Origin of the sequence: Methylobrevis albus (assembly GCF_015904235.1) — a bacterium.
Classification (GTDB): Bacteria; Pseudomonadota; Alphaproteobacteria; order Rhizobiales; family Pleomorphomonadaceae; genus Methylobrevis_A; species Methylobrevis_A albus.
The window spans coordinates 175,252-190,600 of sequence record NZ_JADZLT010000052.1 but is presented as its reverse complement, the minus strand read 5'-3'; the positions used below and the strand labels follow the sequence as shown (position 1 = coordinate 190,600).

12 protein-coding genes and 1 tRNA gene are annotated in these 15,349 nt (G+C 67.0%); 7 read left to right on the top strand and 6 right to left on the bottom strand.

The features are described from left to right. Positions 1-4 precede the first annotated feature (4 nt). Positions 5-2,026 (top strand): 3'-5' exonuclease, encoded by a 2,022-nt coding sequence (locus tag I5731_RS14550; protein WP_235981808.1) that lies wholly within the window; start codon positions 5-7, stop codon positions 2,024-2,026. 509 nt (positions 2,027-2,535) lie between these two features. On the opposite strand, the gene I5731_RS14545 is transcribed toward I5731_RS14550, so the two are convergent. Next, positions 2,536-2,625 (bottom strand) — tRNA-Ser (locus I5731_RS14545). Positions 2,626-3,223: 598 nt separating this feature from the next. Then, positions 3,224-3,424, bottom strand: coding sequence for a hypothetical protein (locus I5731_RS14540; protein ID WP_197312121.1), 201 nt, complete (start codon positions 3,422-3,424; stop codon positions 3,224-3,226). A gap of 309 nt (positions 3,425-3,733) precedes the next feature. Between I5731_RS14540 and I5731_RS14530 the strand changes: the two genes are divergently transcribed. Both I5731_RS14530 and I5731_RS14525 read left to right on the top strand, forming a co-directional pair. Then, positions 3,734-4,915: a glycosyltransferase gene (locus I5731_RS14530; protein WP_197312119.1), complete on the top strand. Its 1,182-nt coding sequence runs from the start codon at positions 3,734-3,736 to the stop codon at positions 4,913-4,915. Positions 4,916-5,165: 250 nt separating this feature from the next. Further along, positions 5,166-7,601, top strand: coding sequence for a glycogen/starch/alpha-glucan phosphorylase (locus I5731_RS14525; RefSeq protein WP_197312118.1), 2,436 nt, complete (start codon positions 5,166-5,168; stop codon positions 7,599-7,601). A gap of 60 nt (positions 7,602-7,661) precedes the next feature. Here I5731_RS14525 and I5731_RS14520 read toward each other — a convergent pair whose 3' ends face one another. Beyond that, on the bottom strand, positions 7,662-8,495 hold the full coding sequence (locus tag I5731_RS14520) for an EamA family transporter (RefSeq protein ID WP_197312117.1): 834 nt from the start codon (positions 8,493-8,495) through the stop codon (positions 7,662-7,664). Next, positions 8,492-9,103 carry a TetR/AcrR family transcriptional regulator gene (locus I5731_RS14515; RefSeq protein WP_197312116.1) on the bottom strand — a complete coding sequence of 204 codons (612 nt, stop codon included), beginning with the start codon at positions 9,101-9,103 and terminating at the stop codon, positions 8,492-8,494. The genes I5731_RS14520 and I5731_RS14515 overlap by 4 nt, the downstream gene beginning before the upstream one ends. Positions 9,104-9,436: 333 nt before the next feature. Between I5731_RS14515 and I5731_RS14510 the strand changes: the two genes are divergently transcribed. Both I5731_RS14510 and I5731_RS14505 read left to right on the top strand, forming a co-directional pair. After that, on the top strand, positions 9,437-9,910 hold the full coding sequence (locus I5731_RS14510) for a cyclophilin-like fold protein (protein ID WP_197312115.1): 474 nt from the start codon (positions 9,437-9,439) through the stop codon (positions 9,908-9,910). 87 nt (positions 9,911-9,997) lie between these two features. Then, a complete protein-coding gene (locus I5731_RS14505; RefSeq protein WP_197312114.1) occupies positions 9,998-11,071 on the top strand; it encodes an alpha/beta hydrolase in 1,074 nt (357 codons plus the stop codon). Between the two features lie 80 nt (positions 11,072-11,151). On the opposite strand, the gene I5731_RS14500 is transcribed toward I5731_RS14505, so the two are convergent. Beyond that, positions 11,152-12,048 (bottom strand): LysR family transcriptional regulator, encoded by an 897-nt coding sequence (locus I5731_RS14500; RefSeq protein WP_197312222.1) that lies wholly within the window; start codon positions 12,046-12,048, stop codon positions 11,152-11,154. Between the two features lie 385 nt (positions 12,049-12,433). Here I5731_RS14500 and I5731_RS14495 point away from each other — a divergent pair, with 385 nt between their 5' ends. Then, positions 12,434-12,835, top strand: a complete 402-nt coding sequence (locus I5731_RS14495; RefSeq protein WP_197312113.1) for a host attachment family protein — start codon at positions 12,434-12,436, stop codon at positions 12,833-12,835. An 805-nt stretch (positions 12,836-13,640) separates the two neighbouring features. On the opposite strand, the gene I5731_RS14490 is transcribed toward I5731_RS14495, so the two are convergent. Then, on the bottom strand, positions 13,641-13,916 hold the full coding sequence (locus tag I5731_RS14490; protein ID WP_197312112.1) for a hypothetical protein: 276 nt from the start codon (positions 13,914-13,916) through the stop codon (positions 13,641-13,643). 306 nt (positions 13,917-14,222) lie between these two features. Here I5731_RS14490 and I5731_RS14485 point away from each other — a divergent pair, with 306 nt between their 5' ends. Then, positions 14,223-15,341 (top strand): metallophosphoesterase, encoded by a 1,119-nt coding sequence (locus tag I5731_RS14485; protein ID WP_197312221.1) that lies wholly within the window; start codon positions 14,223-14,225, stop codon positions 15,339-15,341. Positions 15,342-15,349: the final 8 nt, after the last annotated feature.

Here is a 15,349-nt window from a genome sequence, read left to right as displayed (position 1 = left end):
GCAGATGAACCCGTCGGCGCCCGGCCTGTCGTTCCACAAGCTCGACCGGGCGCGGGATCAGAACTTCTGGTCGGTGCGGGTCAATGCCGATATCCGGCTGATCGTGCACCGCACCGGGCAGAGCCTGCTGCTCGCCTATGTCGACCACCACGACGACGCCTATGGCTGGGCCGAGCGGCGCCGGATCGAGCGCCACCCGACCACCGGCGCGATGCAGCTCGTCGAGGTGCGCGAGCGCGTCGAGGAGATCGCGGTGGTCCGGCCGAGGGACGCCGCGGCACCGGCGGTGCCTGCCGCACAGCCAGGCAGGAACCTGTTCGCAAACCTGCGCAAGTACGAGCTGATGGCCTTCGGCGTGCCCGAAGACTGGGTCGACGACGTGCGCACGGCGACCGAGGACACGCTGTTCGACATCATCGCCCACCTGCCGCAGGAGGCGCAGGAGGCGCTGCTCAAGCTCGCCGTCGGCGAGACGCCGGAGCCGCTGCCGCCACTCGCCGTCGAGGCCGACCCCTTCGCCCATCCCGACGCGCAGCGCCGCTTCCGCGTGCTGACCAACGTCGAGGAACTGCGGCAGGCGCTCGACTACCCATGGGACAAGTGGGCGGTCTTCCTGCATCCGGCGCAGGGCTCGCTGGTGACGCGCGATCTGGCCGGCCCGGCCCGTGTTTCCGGCTCGGCCGGCACCGGCAAGACCATCGTCGCCCTGCACCGCGCCGTCCACCTCGCCCGCACGGCCCCCACCACCCGCGTGCTGCTGACGACTTTCTCGCCGCCGCTCGCCAACTCGCTGCAGGTGAAGCTCGCCAGCCTCGTCGCCGCCGAGCCGGAGATCGCCGCGCGCATCACCGTCAAGGCGATCACCGCCGTCGGTCGGGACCTCTACGCCGAGCAGTTCGGCCCGCCGGAGATCGCGGGCGCCGAGCTGATCCGCGCACTGATCGCGGACGCGGCGGCGAGGGTGGAGGGGCAGCGGTTTTCGGCGCATTTCCTGTTCGGGGAGTGGACCGACATCGTCGATGCCTGGCAGCTGCACGCCTGGGAAGCCTACCGCGACGTCGCGCGGCTCGGCCGCAAGACCCGGATCGGCGGCAAGCAGCGCGAACTGCTCTGGGCGATCTTCAGCCACGTCCGCGATGGCCTCGCAGCGCGCGGTACCGTGACCGTTGCCGACGTGTTCGGCCGCCTCACCGAACGGCTGGCGGCGAGCGGGGAGCGGCCTTATGACCATGCCGTCGTCGACGAGTGCCAGGATCTCGGCGTCGCCGAGGCGCGCTTCCTCGCCGCGCTCGGAGGCGGTCGGCCCGACGGGCTGTTTTTCACCGGTGATCTCGGCCAGCGCATCTTCCAGCAGCCGTTCTCATGGAAGGCGCTCGGGCTCGACGTGCGCGGCCGCTCCTTCACCCTGCGGATCAACTACCGCACCTCGCACCAGATCCGCCTGCACGCCGATCGCCTGCTGCCGTCCACCGTTTCCGACGTCGATGGCAATGCCGAAGGGCGGCGCGGAACGGTTTCGATGTTCGACGGCCCGTCGCCACTAGTGACGGTGTGCAAGGATATCAGCAAGGAAGCCGAAGCCGTCGGAACATGGATAGCGCAGCGACTGGGCGAGGGATGCCAGCCACACGAGATCGGCGTCTTTGTGCGCTCCGACGCCGAACTCAGCCGGGCATGGGCCGCAATGAAAATCGCCGGCGCACGGTCCATTCAACTCAGCGACAAAGTTGAGAGCGAAGACGGCTCCGTCGCCATCAGCACGATGCACTTCGCCAAGGGCTTGGAATTCCGATCCGTCGTCGTCATGGCTTGCGACGATGAAGTCATTCCACTTCAAGAACGGATTGAGAGCGTTGGGGACGATGCCGACCTTGAGGAAGTCTACGATACCGAGCGGCACCTACTTTACGTCGCCTGCACGCGCGCTCGTGACCATTTGCTGATAACCGGCGTTGATCCGGTCTCAGAATTTCTGGTCGACTTTCTGAAAGGCGATCAGGGCCGAGCCGCACAAGCCCGCGCCTGATCGCGCCGCCGGGCGTAGTCCAGCATGCATCGCCTGTTCGAGCGCCGCGCCCGGGTCGCAGGCTTTGGACTTCGTCGGCAAGGCGCGCCAGGAGGGCTCGGTCGATCTCGGGCAGACGACAACGGGTCCAGAAGGTGCCGTCGCGCAGGCGTTCAGAGAGCGTCGCGATCCCGAGAAGCATCGCCCGCTTGCAGCATGCCGCCCTCGAGCTTTTGAGCCAAACTCGATAATCGAACAAAGATAGCTGGAGCTCAATCTATGATCTGTCAGGTGACTCTAGCATCGAAGTGTTCAAGCTTTGCGTTCGACATATTCTAACGATTTCAAGGCGTTGATGGACGGCTTGCCATTTTTGCGCAGGCATATGGTCCGGAGAACATTGGCCCACAGAGAGCGTCTTTGGGTGTCTCGGCGTTAAAGCACGTACTCAGTCCCATCCGCACGACCCCCGAAAACAGCGGAAAAATCCGGCCACAGCCGGATTGGGAGGCATCGTTCACAACGGTAAGTGGCGGAGGGAGTGGGATTCGAACCCACGGTGGGCTTGCACCCACGGCGGTTTTCAAGACCGCTGCCTTAAACCACTCGGCCATCCCTCCCGCGTCGTCGGGTGATACAGGCGGGGCCGGGGGGATTCAAGGGTATGGCGGGGTGGCAGTGCCGGGGAGTGCGCGAGGCCGGGGCGGTGGATCCGTGGGCGATGCGCCGACGTCGGTCCTGTCGGAGGCGGGGCTTCTTTTGTGCTGCCGGGCGGGTGGCGCTGCTGGGCGAGGGGCGATACGGACTCGGTGAGCGAGTGATCGTCGTTGCGGATCGTCGTTGCGCTTGGCATCCGTCTGGCTCGGCAATCGGCCGCAGCGCCTTGCCTCGCCTCACCTCGCCTCAGCGCCAGCTTCTAGGCACTGGCCTCGCCTCGGCGCCAGCCCTCAGGGACGGCTATGCGTAAGTGTCAGTCTGCCCATGTACCTGCCCTCGCCTCGGCGCCGCCCCCCTCAGGGGCGGCTATGCGTAGGTTTCAGTCCGCTTAGGCACCTGCCCTCGCCTTGGCGCCAGCCCCCTCAGGGGCGGCTATGCGTAAGGGTCAGTCTGCCGAAGGCACCTGCCCTCGCCTCGGCGCCGGCTCCCTCTGGGCCGGTCATGCCTCAGTCAGTCCGCCTCGATGCCGATCAGTCTCACCTCGAGCGACGCTGGGCGTTCTCACCTCGAGCGACGCTGAGCGTTGCCGGAGGCGCTGCCTTGCGGGGGATGGCCGCCGGCGGAGGTGCCGTCCATTTCGGCGAGCAGCTTCTGCATGCCCTCGGGCAACGGCTCGTGGCACAAGTCGTGGACGGACGTCCGATAACGGTCGCCGATCGCGTGCATGATCATTTCGTCAAGACGCTTCTTTTCCTCCTTCATAACCAGACCTCGTCATTCCATTTTCAAGATCGCCGGCCACGTTCTTCGCCTCCCGACTGACGAACCGTACCGCGTCTTCACCATCATACTGACCTGAACTTACAACCCGATGCCTCAACGTTCGTTCCCCGCCGCGCCGGATCCGGACAATTGTCTGCATCATGGTTAATCGTTGGTGAGCACGCCGCCCCGCGCGACAAGGCCGCGCTCCGGCCGGGCGCCAACGGGATTTCCTTTCGCATTGCAGCAAGTTAACATGCCCGCCTTGGAGGGGTGCTTCGTCCATCGGGCGGACCGGCGAAAGAGGCCTTGCGTTTGAAGACGATCGGCTATGTCCTTTCGGAATTCCCGGTGCTGTCCGAAACCTTCGTCGGCAACGAAATGCGCGCGATGGAGCGGCGTGGTCACCGGGTGGTTCCGATCGTGCTCAAGCGGCCGGCCGCCCCCGGCCAGGCGGCCGACGCACGCTTTGCAGCCGCCGCGACCTACCTCGACGACGTCGGGGTCGGCGCGGTGCTGTGGGGGCTGCTGTCGATCGGCGCCGCCCGCCGCACCCGGGCCTTCGCGGCCTCGAGCTTCCTGTTCGCCCAGACGTCGGCGCCGTGGTACCGGCTGCTGATCGACGCGCTGAAGGTCGCCGCCGTCGCCGAGCGCAACGGCTGCAGCCACCTGCACGCCCATTTCGCCGACCTCGCCGCCGCCTGCGCCATCACCGCCGGCCGCTGGATCGGCGCCGGCGTCTCCTTCGTGGTGCACGGGCGCGAACTCTATCGCGGCACCCCGCCGGAAGACCTCCCGCTGAAGCTGGAAGCCGCCGACTTCGTCGTCTCGGTCAGCGAAGATCTCACCAGCGATCTCACCGAGATCACGCCGCTGCCGCTGATCGCCACCATCCCCTACGCCACCGACCCCGCCTACTTCCGGGTCCGCGACGACGAGGAGGACAACGGCCGCATGCTGTTCATCGGCCGCCTCAACGTCCAGAAGGGCCTCGACGACCTGATCTACGCCCTCGAGGCGCTCGGTCCCGACTGCCCGCGCCTCGACATCATCGGCGACGGCCCGCTGCGGCCTTACCTGCAGACCATCGCCGAGGCGAAGCTGCCCGGGCGGGTGCGCTTCCTCGGCGCGCGGCCGACGGAATGGATCGCCACCTACGGACCGGCCTATCGCGGCCTCGTCGGCCCCTACAAGGTCGCGCCCGACGGCAGCCGCGACACCGGCCCGATCGTTGTCAAGGAAGCCATGGCGATGGGCCTGCCGGTGGTCGCCTCGCGGCTGATGGGCATCAAGGAAACCGTCACCCCCGACGCCGGCTTCCTCGTCGAGCCCGGCAACGTCGGTGAGCTCGCCGCGGCGATCGCCCGGCTCGACGCGCTGCCCACGCGCCAGCGCCGCGAGATGGGCGCCGCCGGGCGCCGCCGGGTCATGGAGCACTTCACCCTCGACATCCAGGCCGAAGCGCTGTCGCATCTCATTGAAAAGGCCTGACGGCCCGCTCCGGCGACGCCGAGCAATGCGCCAGACGCAATGCTCGCGCCAAAGTCATGCGAGATCAGACAATTTCGTCCGCCGTCGAGGCCATTTTTGCGAAAACTCGTCTGATCTTTCTGCAGTGCGGCGAACGTGCTCTGGACTTGCCACAAAGCCGGGGGCTAGCTTCGATCCAACGAATTTTCCGGCGGCGACGGCACGGGGGCTTGCAGCGGCCTCGCCGACACGGACAGCGTCAGGAGTGGACATGAACATCAGCGTCGAACCGGTGACGGCACCGCGCGTCGCAACGACCGAAAGCATTCGCCTGGGCCTCGTCGAGAAGCTCGCCTATGCCGTCGGCAAGGACCCTGAGCACGCGACGCTGCAGGACTGGTCGGTGGCGCTCGGCCTGCTGGTGCGCGACCACGTCGTCGACCACTGGTTCGCCGCGACCCGGGCCGGATATTCGAAGCACGGCAAGCGCGTCTACTACCTGTCGATGGAATTCCTGATCGGCCGCCTGCTCAACGACGCCATCGCCAACCTGCAGATCGAGGCGCCGATCATCGAGGCGCTCGGCGAACTCGGCCTCGAGCTCAAAGACCTGCTCGGCCAGGAGAGCGACGCGGCGCTCGGCAACGGCGGCCTCGGCCGGCTCGCCGCCTGCTTCCTCGATTCCATGTCGCGCCTCGCGATCCCGGCCTATGGCTACGGCATCCGCTACGAGCACGGCCTGTTCCGCCAGCGCTTCCACGACGGCTGGCAGATCGAGGAGGCCGAGGACTGGCTGGTGTCCGGCCACGTCTGGGAGTTCGAGCGGCCCGAGGTCAAGTACACGATCAAGTTCGGCGGCCACATCTCGTTCGACGGCCAGGGCCAGACCCATTGGCACGCCGAGCAGACCGTGCTCGCGGTCGCCTACGACACGCCGATCACCGGCTGGAAGGGCGCGCACGTCAACACGCTGCGGCTCTGGTCCTCGAAGCCGACCGAGATCCTCGATCTCCGCCGCTTCAACAGCGGCGACTATCTCAACGCCGCCGAGAAGCTGATCCGCGCCGAGACGATCTCGCGCGTGCTCTATCCCGACGACACCACCGCCGAGGGCAAGGAACTCCGCCTGAAGCAGGAGTTCTTCTTCACCTCCGCCTCGCTGCAGGACCTGCTGCGCCGCTTCCTCACCGAGTTCTCGGACCTGAAGCTGCTGCCCGACCACGTCTCGATCCAGATGAACGACACCCACCCGGCGATCGCGGTGGCGGAACTGATGCGCCTGCTCGCCGACGAGCACCGGCTGCCGTTCATCGAGGCGTTCGAGATCACGCGGAAGTGCCTCTCCTATACCAACCACACCCTGCTGCCCGAGGCGCTGGAGCGCTGGCACGTCGGCCTGTTCCGCAAGGTGCTGCCGCGGCACATGCAGATCATCGAGTGGATCGACTACCACCACCTCGCCGAGGTGCAGGGCAAGGGCCTGCCGGTGTCGCTCGACGCGATCCGCATCATCGACCACGGCGCCGAGATCCGCATGGGCAACCTCGCCTTCATCGGCTCGAAGCGGGTCAACGGCGTCTCGGCGCTGCACACCGAACTGATGAAGCAAACGGTGTTCTCCGAGTTCCACAAGATCTACCCGGACCGCATCGTCAATCAGACCAACGGCATCACGCCGCGGCGCTGGCTCTATGAATGCAATCCGCCGCTGCGCAATCTGCTGATCGAGGCGATCGGCACCGAGTGGATCGGCAACCTCGAGAAGATCGACGCCGCCACCGCCTTCGCCACCGACGCGTCGTTCAAGGAGAAGTTCGCGGCGGCCAAGCGCCAGAACAAGCTGCGGCTCGCCGCCGAGATCAAGGCGCGGCTCGGCATCACGGTCGATCCGTCCGCCCTGTTCGACGTGCAGATCAAGCGCATCCATGAATACAAGCGCCAGCTGATGAACATCCTCGAGACGATCGCGCTCTACCACGCGATCCGTCGCACGCCCGGCGCCGAGTGGACGCCGCGCGTGAAGATCTTCGGCGGCAAGGCGGCGCCCGGCTATCACATCGCCAAGCGCATCATCAAGCTCGCCAACGACGTCGCCAAGGTGATCAACAACGACCCGATCGTCGGCGACCGGCTGAAGGTGGCGTTCCTGCCGAACTACAACGTGTCGCTGGCCGAGATCATCATCCCGGCGGCGGACCTCTCCGAGCAGATCTCGACCGCCGGCATGGAGGCGTCCGGCACCGGCAACATGAAGCTCGCCCTCAACGGCGCGCTGACCATCGGCACGCTGGATGGCGCCAACGTCGAGATCGGCGAGCGGGTCGGCCCGGACAATATCTACATCTTCGGCCTCACTGCCGCCGATGTCGCCGACATCCGCATCCACGGCTACGACCCGCGCCCGACCATCGAGGGCGATCCGGTGCTCGCCGAGGTGATGCGCTCGCTGGTCTCGGGCGAGTTCTCGTCCGACGACAACGGCCGCTACCACGGCATCTCCGACGTGCTCTACAGCGGCGACTACTTCCTCGTCACCGCCGACTTCCAGGCCTATTTCCAGCGCCAGCGCGACGCCGACCGCGACTTCCGCGATAGCTCGCGCTGGACCGAGCGGGCGATCCTCAACACCACCAAGGTGGGCTGGTTCTCGTCCGACCGCACGATCCGCGGCTATGCCAAGGACGTCTGGAACGTGCCGGTCGCCTGATGACGCGACGGCGGCCGGGGCGCCCTGCCCCGCCCGCCGTTCACGCCGCCGGGGCCCTCGTCAGTGATAGCTGATCAGGATCGCCCCGGCCGCGACGACGACGCAGGCGAGGATGCGGCGGAGCGAGATCCCCTCGCCGAGGAACAGCCAGCCGATCAGCGCCGCGAAGACGACGCTGGTCTCGCGCAGCGCGCTGACCGGGCCGACCGGGCCGAGCGCATAGGCGAACACCACCGCGCCATAGGCGAGCAGCGACAGCACCCCGCCGAAGATCGCCGTCCACGTCGCCCGGGAGCTGAAGTCGATGGCAAAGCCGCGACGCATCGCGACATAGGTCGCCGTCAGCAGCACGCCATAGAGCACGAAAAGCCAGGCGACATAGGCGTTGGGATCCGGCGTCAGCCGCACGCCGATCGCATCCGAGGTGCTGTAGCCGGCGATGAACAGGCCGGTGAGCAGCGCGTAGAGGATCGAGGCGGTCGACGCGCGCGTCTTGCCGAGCGCGAGGCTCATGATGCCGGCGGCGACCAGCGCCACGCCGAGCAGCGGCACGGCCTCGAGCCGCTCGCCCGCGAAGACGAAGCTGCCGGCCGTCACCATCAGCGGCACCGAGCCGCGCGCGATCGGATAGACCTGCCCGAGTTCGCCGTGCCGGTAGGCGGCGACGAGGAACACGCTGTAGCCGACCTGCAGTAGCGCCGACAGCGCGATGAACGGCCACGCCGCCGGGTCCGGCGCCGGCAGCAGCAGCGCAAACGGCAGCGCCGAGAGCCCCATCGCCTGGCTCATCACCGTGATGGTCCAGAGCCGGTCGGCCCCTGTGCGCAGGAAGGCGTTCCAGGTCGCGTGAAGCACGGCCGCGAACAGCGCGAGGCCGATGACGGCGGGGGTCACGGCCGGGCGCTCGCGGCGCCGACCAGCAACGCCGCAACCGCGGCCGCCCCGCGGATCGCCGCCTCGCCCTGCCCCGCCTGCGCTAGTACGGTCGCCCCTTCGATCAGCATGAGCAGCTGCCGTGCGGTGGCTTCAGCCCGGTCGTCCGGCATGATTTCTCCGAGAATGCGCTGCATTGCGCGCTGATGGTCGAGCTTTTGCGCGGTCGCCGCGACGAAGACCGGATGCCCGGGGTCACCGAACTCGGCAAGGGCACGGGCGAACAGGCAGCCATGAAAATCAGGCCGGCGGAACCAGCCGGCATGCCAGTCGAAGATCGCCGCGATCTTCGCGGACGGATCGCCCGGCGCGGCGATGATCGCGTCCAGCCGGGCAGCAAACCGCGCCGCTCGGACGCCGAGCACCGCAACGATCAGAGCCTCCTTCGACGGGAAATGCCGGTACATCGTCATCTTCGCCACCCCGGCCTCGGCGATGATCCGGTCGACGCCCGTCGCATGGAAACCGTCGCGCGTAAACAGCGCGTAGGCGGTGTCGACGACCTGGTCGCGTTTCGTCGGCATCGGAGCGGATGGGAGCCAGATAAAGATGAGACCGTTCTGTCTCATCGTTTCCAGATTCTGCGCCCCAGGTCAATCCTTTTGGCGACAAGGGTTGTTGACCAACGGCCCCCGGTGCGGCGGTCCATGCGGGATACCCGGGCGGTCAGCGCGCAGACATCGCCTCCCACAACGAGGCTCCAGCGACATTCATGGCTTCATTCGATAAGTTCGAGCAGATTGTGTGGATTATCACGCTACGACGTCAGCGATAGGGTGTCTTCGAGAGCGGCCGGGAGCAGCGCGGGCCGCGACCCCGGGGTGGCGTGCCGTCGATAGCGCCAAGAAACGCCTCGCGACCTCGCCCGAACCTGACCTCAGCGCTGCGCAGAGGCCCCGGCCATGACGATGACCTTCCCGGCACCGGACCGCCGCACCCTGCTCGTCGCGGCCCTCGCCGCGATCTTCCTGTCACGCGTCGCAGTTGCTGCCGAGGGCCGGCGCCCGTCCAGTCAGGAGCCTACCGACATGCGCATCCGGATGATGTTCGCCGGCCGCACGATGACGGCCACGCTCTACGACAATCCGTCGGCTCGCGACTTCCATTCGATGCTGCCGCTGGATCTCACCATCGACGACTACAGCACCAACGAGAAGATCGCCTACCTGCCGCGCAAGCTCACCGAAGACGGCAGCGGCCCCTTCGGCAACGAGCGCTCCTACGACATCTGCTACTTCAAGCCGTGGGGAAATCTCGCCCTGTTTCATGCTGACTACACGCATGCCGGCCTGATCCGCCTCGGCCGGTTCGACGAGGGCTTCGAGGCCCTGCACGTCCGCGGCGCGTTCCCGCTGCGCATCGAGGCAATCTCCTGACCGCTCGCATCTCGGCCTCGGACGGTGTCCGCGCCGCGCTGGCCGCCGGCCGTCGTGCCCCTGCTCATCTCACGAACGGAGTTTCCCATGGACAACCAGACCATCCCGACCAGTGACCCCGGCCTAGACCGGCGCGATCTCCTCAAGCTCACGGGTGTCAGCCTCGCGGCCGTCGGCGTCGCCTCGCTCGTCGCCACGCCAGCCGCGGCGCAGTACAGCGCCGCCTGGGACAAGACGTTTCCAAAGAGCGATCTCGTCGATCACCGCAAGGTGTCGTTTGCCAACCGCCTCGGTATCATCCTCGTCGCCGACCTCTATGTGCCGAAGGGCAACGACCCCGCAGGCCGACACCCGGCCCTCGTGGTCGGTCACCCCTTCGGCAGCGTGAAGGAGCAGACGGCCGGCATCTACGCGCAGACGATGGCCGAGCGCGGCTTCATCACCCTCGCGCACGACGCCTCGTTCAACGGCGAAAGCGGCGGCCAACCGCATTTCATCGCGTCGCCCGACGTCTTCGTCGAGGATTTCAGCGCGGCCGTCGATTTCCTCGGCCTCGACCCGCGCGTCGATCGCAGCCGCATCGGCGTCATCGGCGTCTGCGCCAGCGGCGGCTTCGCGCTCGCGGCCGCGCAGATCGATCCGCGCATGCGCGCCGTCGCCACCGTCAGCATGTACGACATGGGCGGCGCGAAGTGGGCTTGGGGCGGCGAGCCGATGTCCGCCGAGAAGCGCCAGGCGGCGCTCACCGCGATGGCCGAGCAGCGGTGGGAGGAGTTCGCCGGCGGCGAGACCCGATACGGCGCCCTGCCAATGACGCTCACCGACGAGACCGACGCAATCACGCGCGAATTCTTCGACTACTACCGCACGCCGCGCGGCGCCCATCCCCGCTCGACCTCGGCGATCTCGGTGACGAGTGATCCGTCGTTCTTTCACTTCCGCCCGTTCGATCACCTCGAGGCGATCTCGCCGCGGCCCGTCTTGCTTGTCGCCGGCGAAAACGCGCACTCGCTGTTCTTCAGCGAGCAGGCCTTCGCCAAGGCCGCGGAGCCGCGCGAGTTGCATCTCGTGCCGGGCGCCGGCCATGTCGATCTCTACGACAGGGTGGACCTGATCCCCTGGGACAAGCTGCAGTCCTTCTTCGACCAGCACCTCGCCTGATCGGCAGCACTGGCAGATCGAAGCGGTGTCGCTTCCCGCCCGACCGCTTCCACGCGGACGAACGTCGGGCGGGGGCGGCGTCAGGCCTCGCCTTGGCGAAGCGCGTCGACGATCACCCTGAAGGCCGGCAGGCTCTGCCGCCGGCTCGGATAGTAGATGAAGTAGCCCGGGAACTTCGGACACCAGTCGCCCAGAACCTGAACGAGGTCGCCCGCCGCGATGTGCTGCGCCACCAGATCCTCCGGCACGAATGCGATGCCGTAGCCCCGCAAGGCGGGATCGATCATCGCGTAGGAGGTGTTGACGGTGAGCTGCCCATCCACCCGGACCCTGAGTTCCTGCCCATCCTTCTCGAATTCCCACGCATAGAGCCCGCCGCTGCGCGCCTGGCGCATGTTCATGCAGTCGTGGCCGACGAGCTCCTGCGGATGGGCCGGCGCCGCCCGCCGCGCGAAATAGGCCGGTGCGGCGACGGCGACCATTCGCCAGTCCGGCCCGATCCGCACCGCGATCATGTCCTTCTCGACGCTCTCCCCCAGTCGCACCCCGGCATCGAAGCCGTCCTCGACGATGTTGCGCAGGCCCCCGTCGAGACTGAGCTCCAGCCTGATGTCGGGATAGGCCGAGAGCACCGGCCGAAGCTTGGGCCAGACCACGCTGGCGCAGGCATGATCGGAAAGGGTGAGCCGGATCGTGCCGGCGGGCTTGTCGCGGAACTCCATCAGCGCCGCGATCTCGGCGTCGATCTCCGCCACTCGCGGGCCCAGCGACAGTCGCAGTCGCTCACCGGCCTCGGTCGTTGCGACGCTCCGGGTCGTGCGGTTGAGCAGGCGAATGCCCATCCGCGCTTCCAGCTGCTTGATCGTGTGGCTGAGCGTCGACTGCGTGATCCCGAGCTTGGCGGCAGCGCGCGTAAAACTCCGTTCCTCCGCCACGGCGAGGAACCACAAGAGGTCGTTGAAGTCCTGCCTTGCCATTGCCGCCCCCCCGCATCGACTGGCAGCGTTCATGCGGACTGCCTATCAATGCGTGGAAATATATCGACATGGATCATGGGTGTCGCCTGCCGACGCGCCATCCCGGCGCTGTCGATTGCCGGCCGGCGTCGCAGATCGGCGCGAGCCGGAGACCGGTCCCTCGCCGATCCGGAGCCGCCGGGCAAAGTGTGCAAGACGGGCATACCGGATACCCCGTGGAACAAGCGCTGTGCCAGATATGTTATCCTCCAGACGCCGCGCATTCTTGCGCCACGTCGACACTTGCCGATTGAGGAAAACTACATACACCCATGCATCCGATATTCTACGGATGCGAGGCTGTTTTCCTCACCTGCTGATTTTGACTGAACTCAGGTGAAATATCATGATGCTTCCCAAGGGCACGATCGTTGCCGTCGCCGACGGTGAGAAGTTCAACCTCTTTCGCAATGTCGGCGACGAGGCCGGCGTGAAGCTCGTCGACGTCAAGCACGAGAGCGTCGTCTCGGACCCCGGCACCAGCACCGGCCGGCAGTCGAGCGCCGCCAATCCCGATCACGGCCAGGCCGAGGAAGACCAGTTCTCCGCCGGCATCGTCCAGCACCTCAATCAGGACGCGCTGGCCGGCAAGATCGAGCACCTCGTCATCGTGGCCGCGCCGCGGGCGCTCGGCGAGATGCGCCAGCACTACCACAAGGCCCTCTCCGCCGTGCTCCTCGGCGAGCTCGCCAAGGACCTAACCGGCCATCCGGTGGCCGACATCGAAAAGGCTCTGGCGGCGGCCTGATCGGGCGCGCTTGAGGGAGATGGCGGCGGCCGTGCCCTGCCCTGTCGGGCATTCCTTTTCAGGACTGTCCGATGGGGCCGCCGACGCCGATGCACCGCGCTCCGGTTCGGCAAGCAGCGGGGCCGGCGCCCCGGCCTCGTCCTTCGAGACGGGCCTGACGGCCCTCCTCAGGATGAGGCCCCTGGCGGGTTTTTCGTTTCAGGGCAAGCGGTTATCCTTTTCCCTCATCGTGAGGAAGTCGCGCAGCGGCTGTCTCGAAGGGCGAGGGAAAAGCCGAGGCGCCGGCGTGGCGCGATGCGTTTTCCGTCCCCCCGGCAGACCGCCGGGCTGACGGCCGTGTTGGCGGAAAACCTGCGCTCGTCCTACGATGCGGCCGAGGAGCGGATCGGCGCGCCGAGCGACGGCAATCGATCACCGCGCCCTGCCCGTCGTTCGCCAGAGGGACAGGTTCAGCGTGAAAACTGGTCGGTACATCATTGAAGGTGCGCTGATTGCACTCAGCTTTCTTGCTGTCACATATTTTGTTCTTCTTGTGCATGCCGTCTACCGGACCGGATATTCCTTCAGCGAGATGGATTGGAACTCCGACGGCACGACGTCGATATCCGAATTCTTCGGAAGCACCGACGTCGGATCTCACATCGTCGTCAAGGACGGAAAACACTGCAAAAAATACTACGCCATGAAGGACGGTCACATTATAAAAGAAGTGTGTGATTAACTTTTTGCAGAAACCCTTTTTTTGCATGTCTCAGCTTTATTGCGAAAAGGCAGAAACAGTCATCTCAGGCGGCATCAGAACCCGTCACTCGGTCCCGTTGAACCATGGCGTTCCGACGATGAACTGCTCTGCATGGTCTGGCGACGTAAAGGGGCCGACCAGCCTGCCGCCGTGTCGGTCGCGGAAGACATCTCCCTCGACCCATTCGCTTTCGAGCAGGTATGTCTCTCCGTTGGAGAATTCGCGGAGCTCGACCGCCCGCCGGCCGTCCCGGCTGTAGAGGGTGCCGGCGACGCGGAACATGGTTCCGTCGAGGGACCTGCCGGTCGTTCGCCCGAACAGTCGCTTCCACCACGTCATGACTGGACCTCCGGGATCGGCCTGTCCGCCCGTCACCGAACCGACCGATGCTGCGGCGGGACCCCCGCCCCAGCATCGGGCATGGCCGCGCGCCCATCGGCCTCGCCGGCGCCTCGCCGATCACGATAGGCATTTCCACTCAACGAATCCTTGATCCCGCCGCGAGGAACCCTATTCGCATCCGGGAGGTTGCTTGACGTGTCTGCCGGCATCCGCCGTGCAGCTTCGTCTCGCTCGCTCATGACGACCGCCTGCGACACCGGAAGGTGTTGCCCGCCGCGGTTGTGCCGCGGAAGGATCACGCCGATTTTCCATCTCATGTTCACCGTGCCGAGCCTCGTCGTGATCGGCCGCGTGCTGTGGCCGCTGCACCTGCCGCTGCTGGCGAAGATCGCGGTCGCCATCCTGCTGCTCGTCGCCTCGCAGTTCCACCTCTGGAGCCGGCTGTCGTCGGGATCGGTGTTCGCGCCGGAGTTTCCGCGCAGCGTCGTCATCCTGTTCAACTGGGCCTTCGGCACCATCCTGCTGCTCGCCGCGCTGCAAGTGCTGCTCGATGCCGGCACGCTGGTGGCGATGCTGGTCCGCCGCGGCGGCGTCGCGGTGCCGGATGCGGCCCGCTACGCCATCGTGGGGCTCGCGGCGGTGCTCGGCGCCGTCGGCGTGCAGCAGGCGCTGCGGCCGCCGCCGGAGAAGAGGCTCGAGATCGCCATCCCCGGCCTGCCGCCGGCGTTCGACGGCTACACCCTGCTGCAACTCACCGACCTGCACATCAGCCGGCTGTTTCCGGCCGACTGGACAAGGTCCATCGTCGACCGGTCGAATGCGCTCGGCGCCGACCTGATCGTGGTCACCGGCGACTTCATCGACGGATCCTTGTCGGCCCGCCGCGCCGACGTCGAGCCCTTGCGCGATCTCAGTGCCCCGGACGGCGTCTTGTTCGTGCCCGGCAACCACGAATATTTCTTCGAGTACGAGGCCTGGATCCGGCACTTCGGCGGCATGAATATGCGCGGCCTCGCCAACGAGCACACCGTGCTGCAGCGCGAGGGCGGCCGGCTGGTGGTCGCCGGCGTCACCGACCTTTCGGCGTACCGCACCGGCGATCAGGAGCCGGACCTCGCCGCCGCGCTGGACGGCGCCCCGGCCGGCGTGCCGGTCGTCCTGCTCGACCACCAGCCCGGCAACGCCCGCAACGCTGCGGCGCAGGGCGTCGCGCTGCAGCTCTCCGGCCACACCCACGGCGGCATGATCCTCGGCCTCGACCGCGTGGTGGCGCGGGCGAACGGAGGCTTCGTGTCGGGGCTCTACGCGGTCGGCGGCATGACGCTCTACGTCAACAACGGCACCGCCCTCTGGCCGGGCTTTGCCCTGCGCCTCGGCCGGCCGTCGGAGCTCACCCTGATCACCCTGCGCCGGCCGGGCTGACGGCGGTG

Coding starts and splice junctions, on each gene's coding strand:
- I5731_RS14510 (WP_197312115.1), top strand. CDS start 9,437: ATGACGATGACCTTCCCGGCACCGGACCGCCGCACCCTGCTCGTCGCG.
- I5731_RS14515 (WP_197312116.1), bottom strand. CDS start 9,103: ATGAGACAGAACGGTCTCATCTTTATCTGGCTCCCATCCGCTCCGATG.
- I5731_RS14500 (WP_197312222.1), bottom strand. CDS start 12,048: ATGGCAAGGCAGGACTTCAACGACCTCTTGTGGTTCCTCGCCGTGGCG.
- I5731_RS14540 (WP_197312121.1), bottom strand. CDS start 3,424: ATGAAGGAGGAAAAGAAGCGTCTTGACGAAATGATCATGCACGCGATC.
- I5731_RS14490 (WP_197312112.1), bottom strand. CDS start 13,916: ATGACGTGGTGGAAGCGACTGTTCGGGCGAACGACCGGCAGGTCCCTC.
- I5731_RS14550 (WP_235981808.1), top strand. CDS start 5: ATGAACCCGTCGGCGCCCGGCCTGTCGTTCCACAAGCTCGACCGGGCG.
- I5731_RS14525 (WP_197312118.1), top strand. CDS start 5,166: ATGAACATCAGCGTCGAACCGGTGACGGCACCGCGCGTCGCAACGACC.
- I5731_RS14505 (WP_197312114.1), top strand. CDS start 9,998: ATGGACAACCAGACCATCCCGACCAGTGACCCCGGCCTAGACCGGCGC.
- I5731_RS14495 (WP_197312113.1), top strand. CDS start 12,434: ATGATGCTTCCCAAGGGCACGATCGTTGCCGTCGCCGACGGTGAGAAG.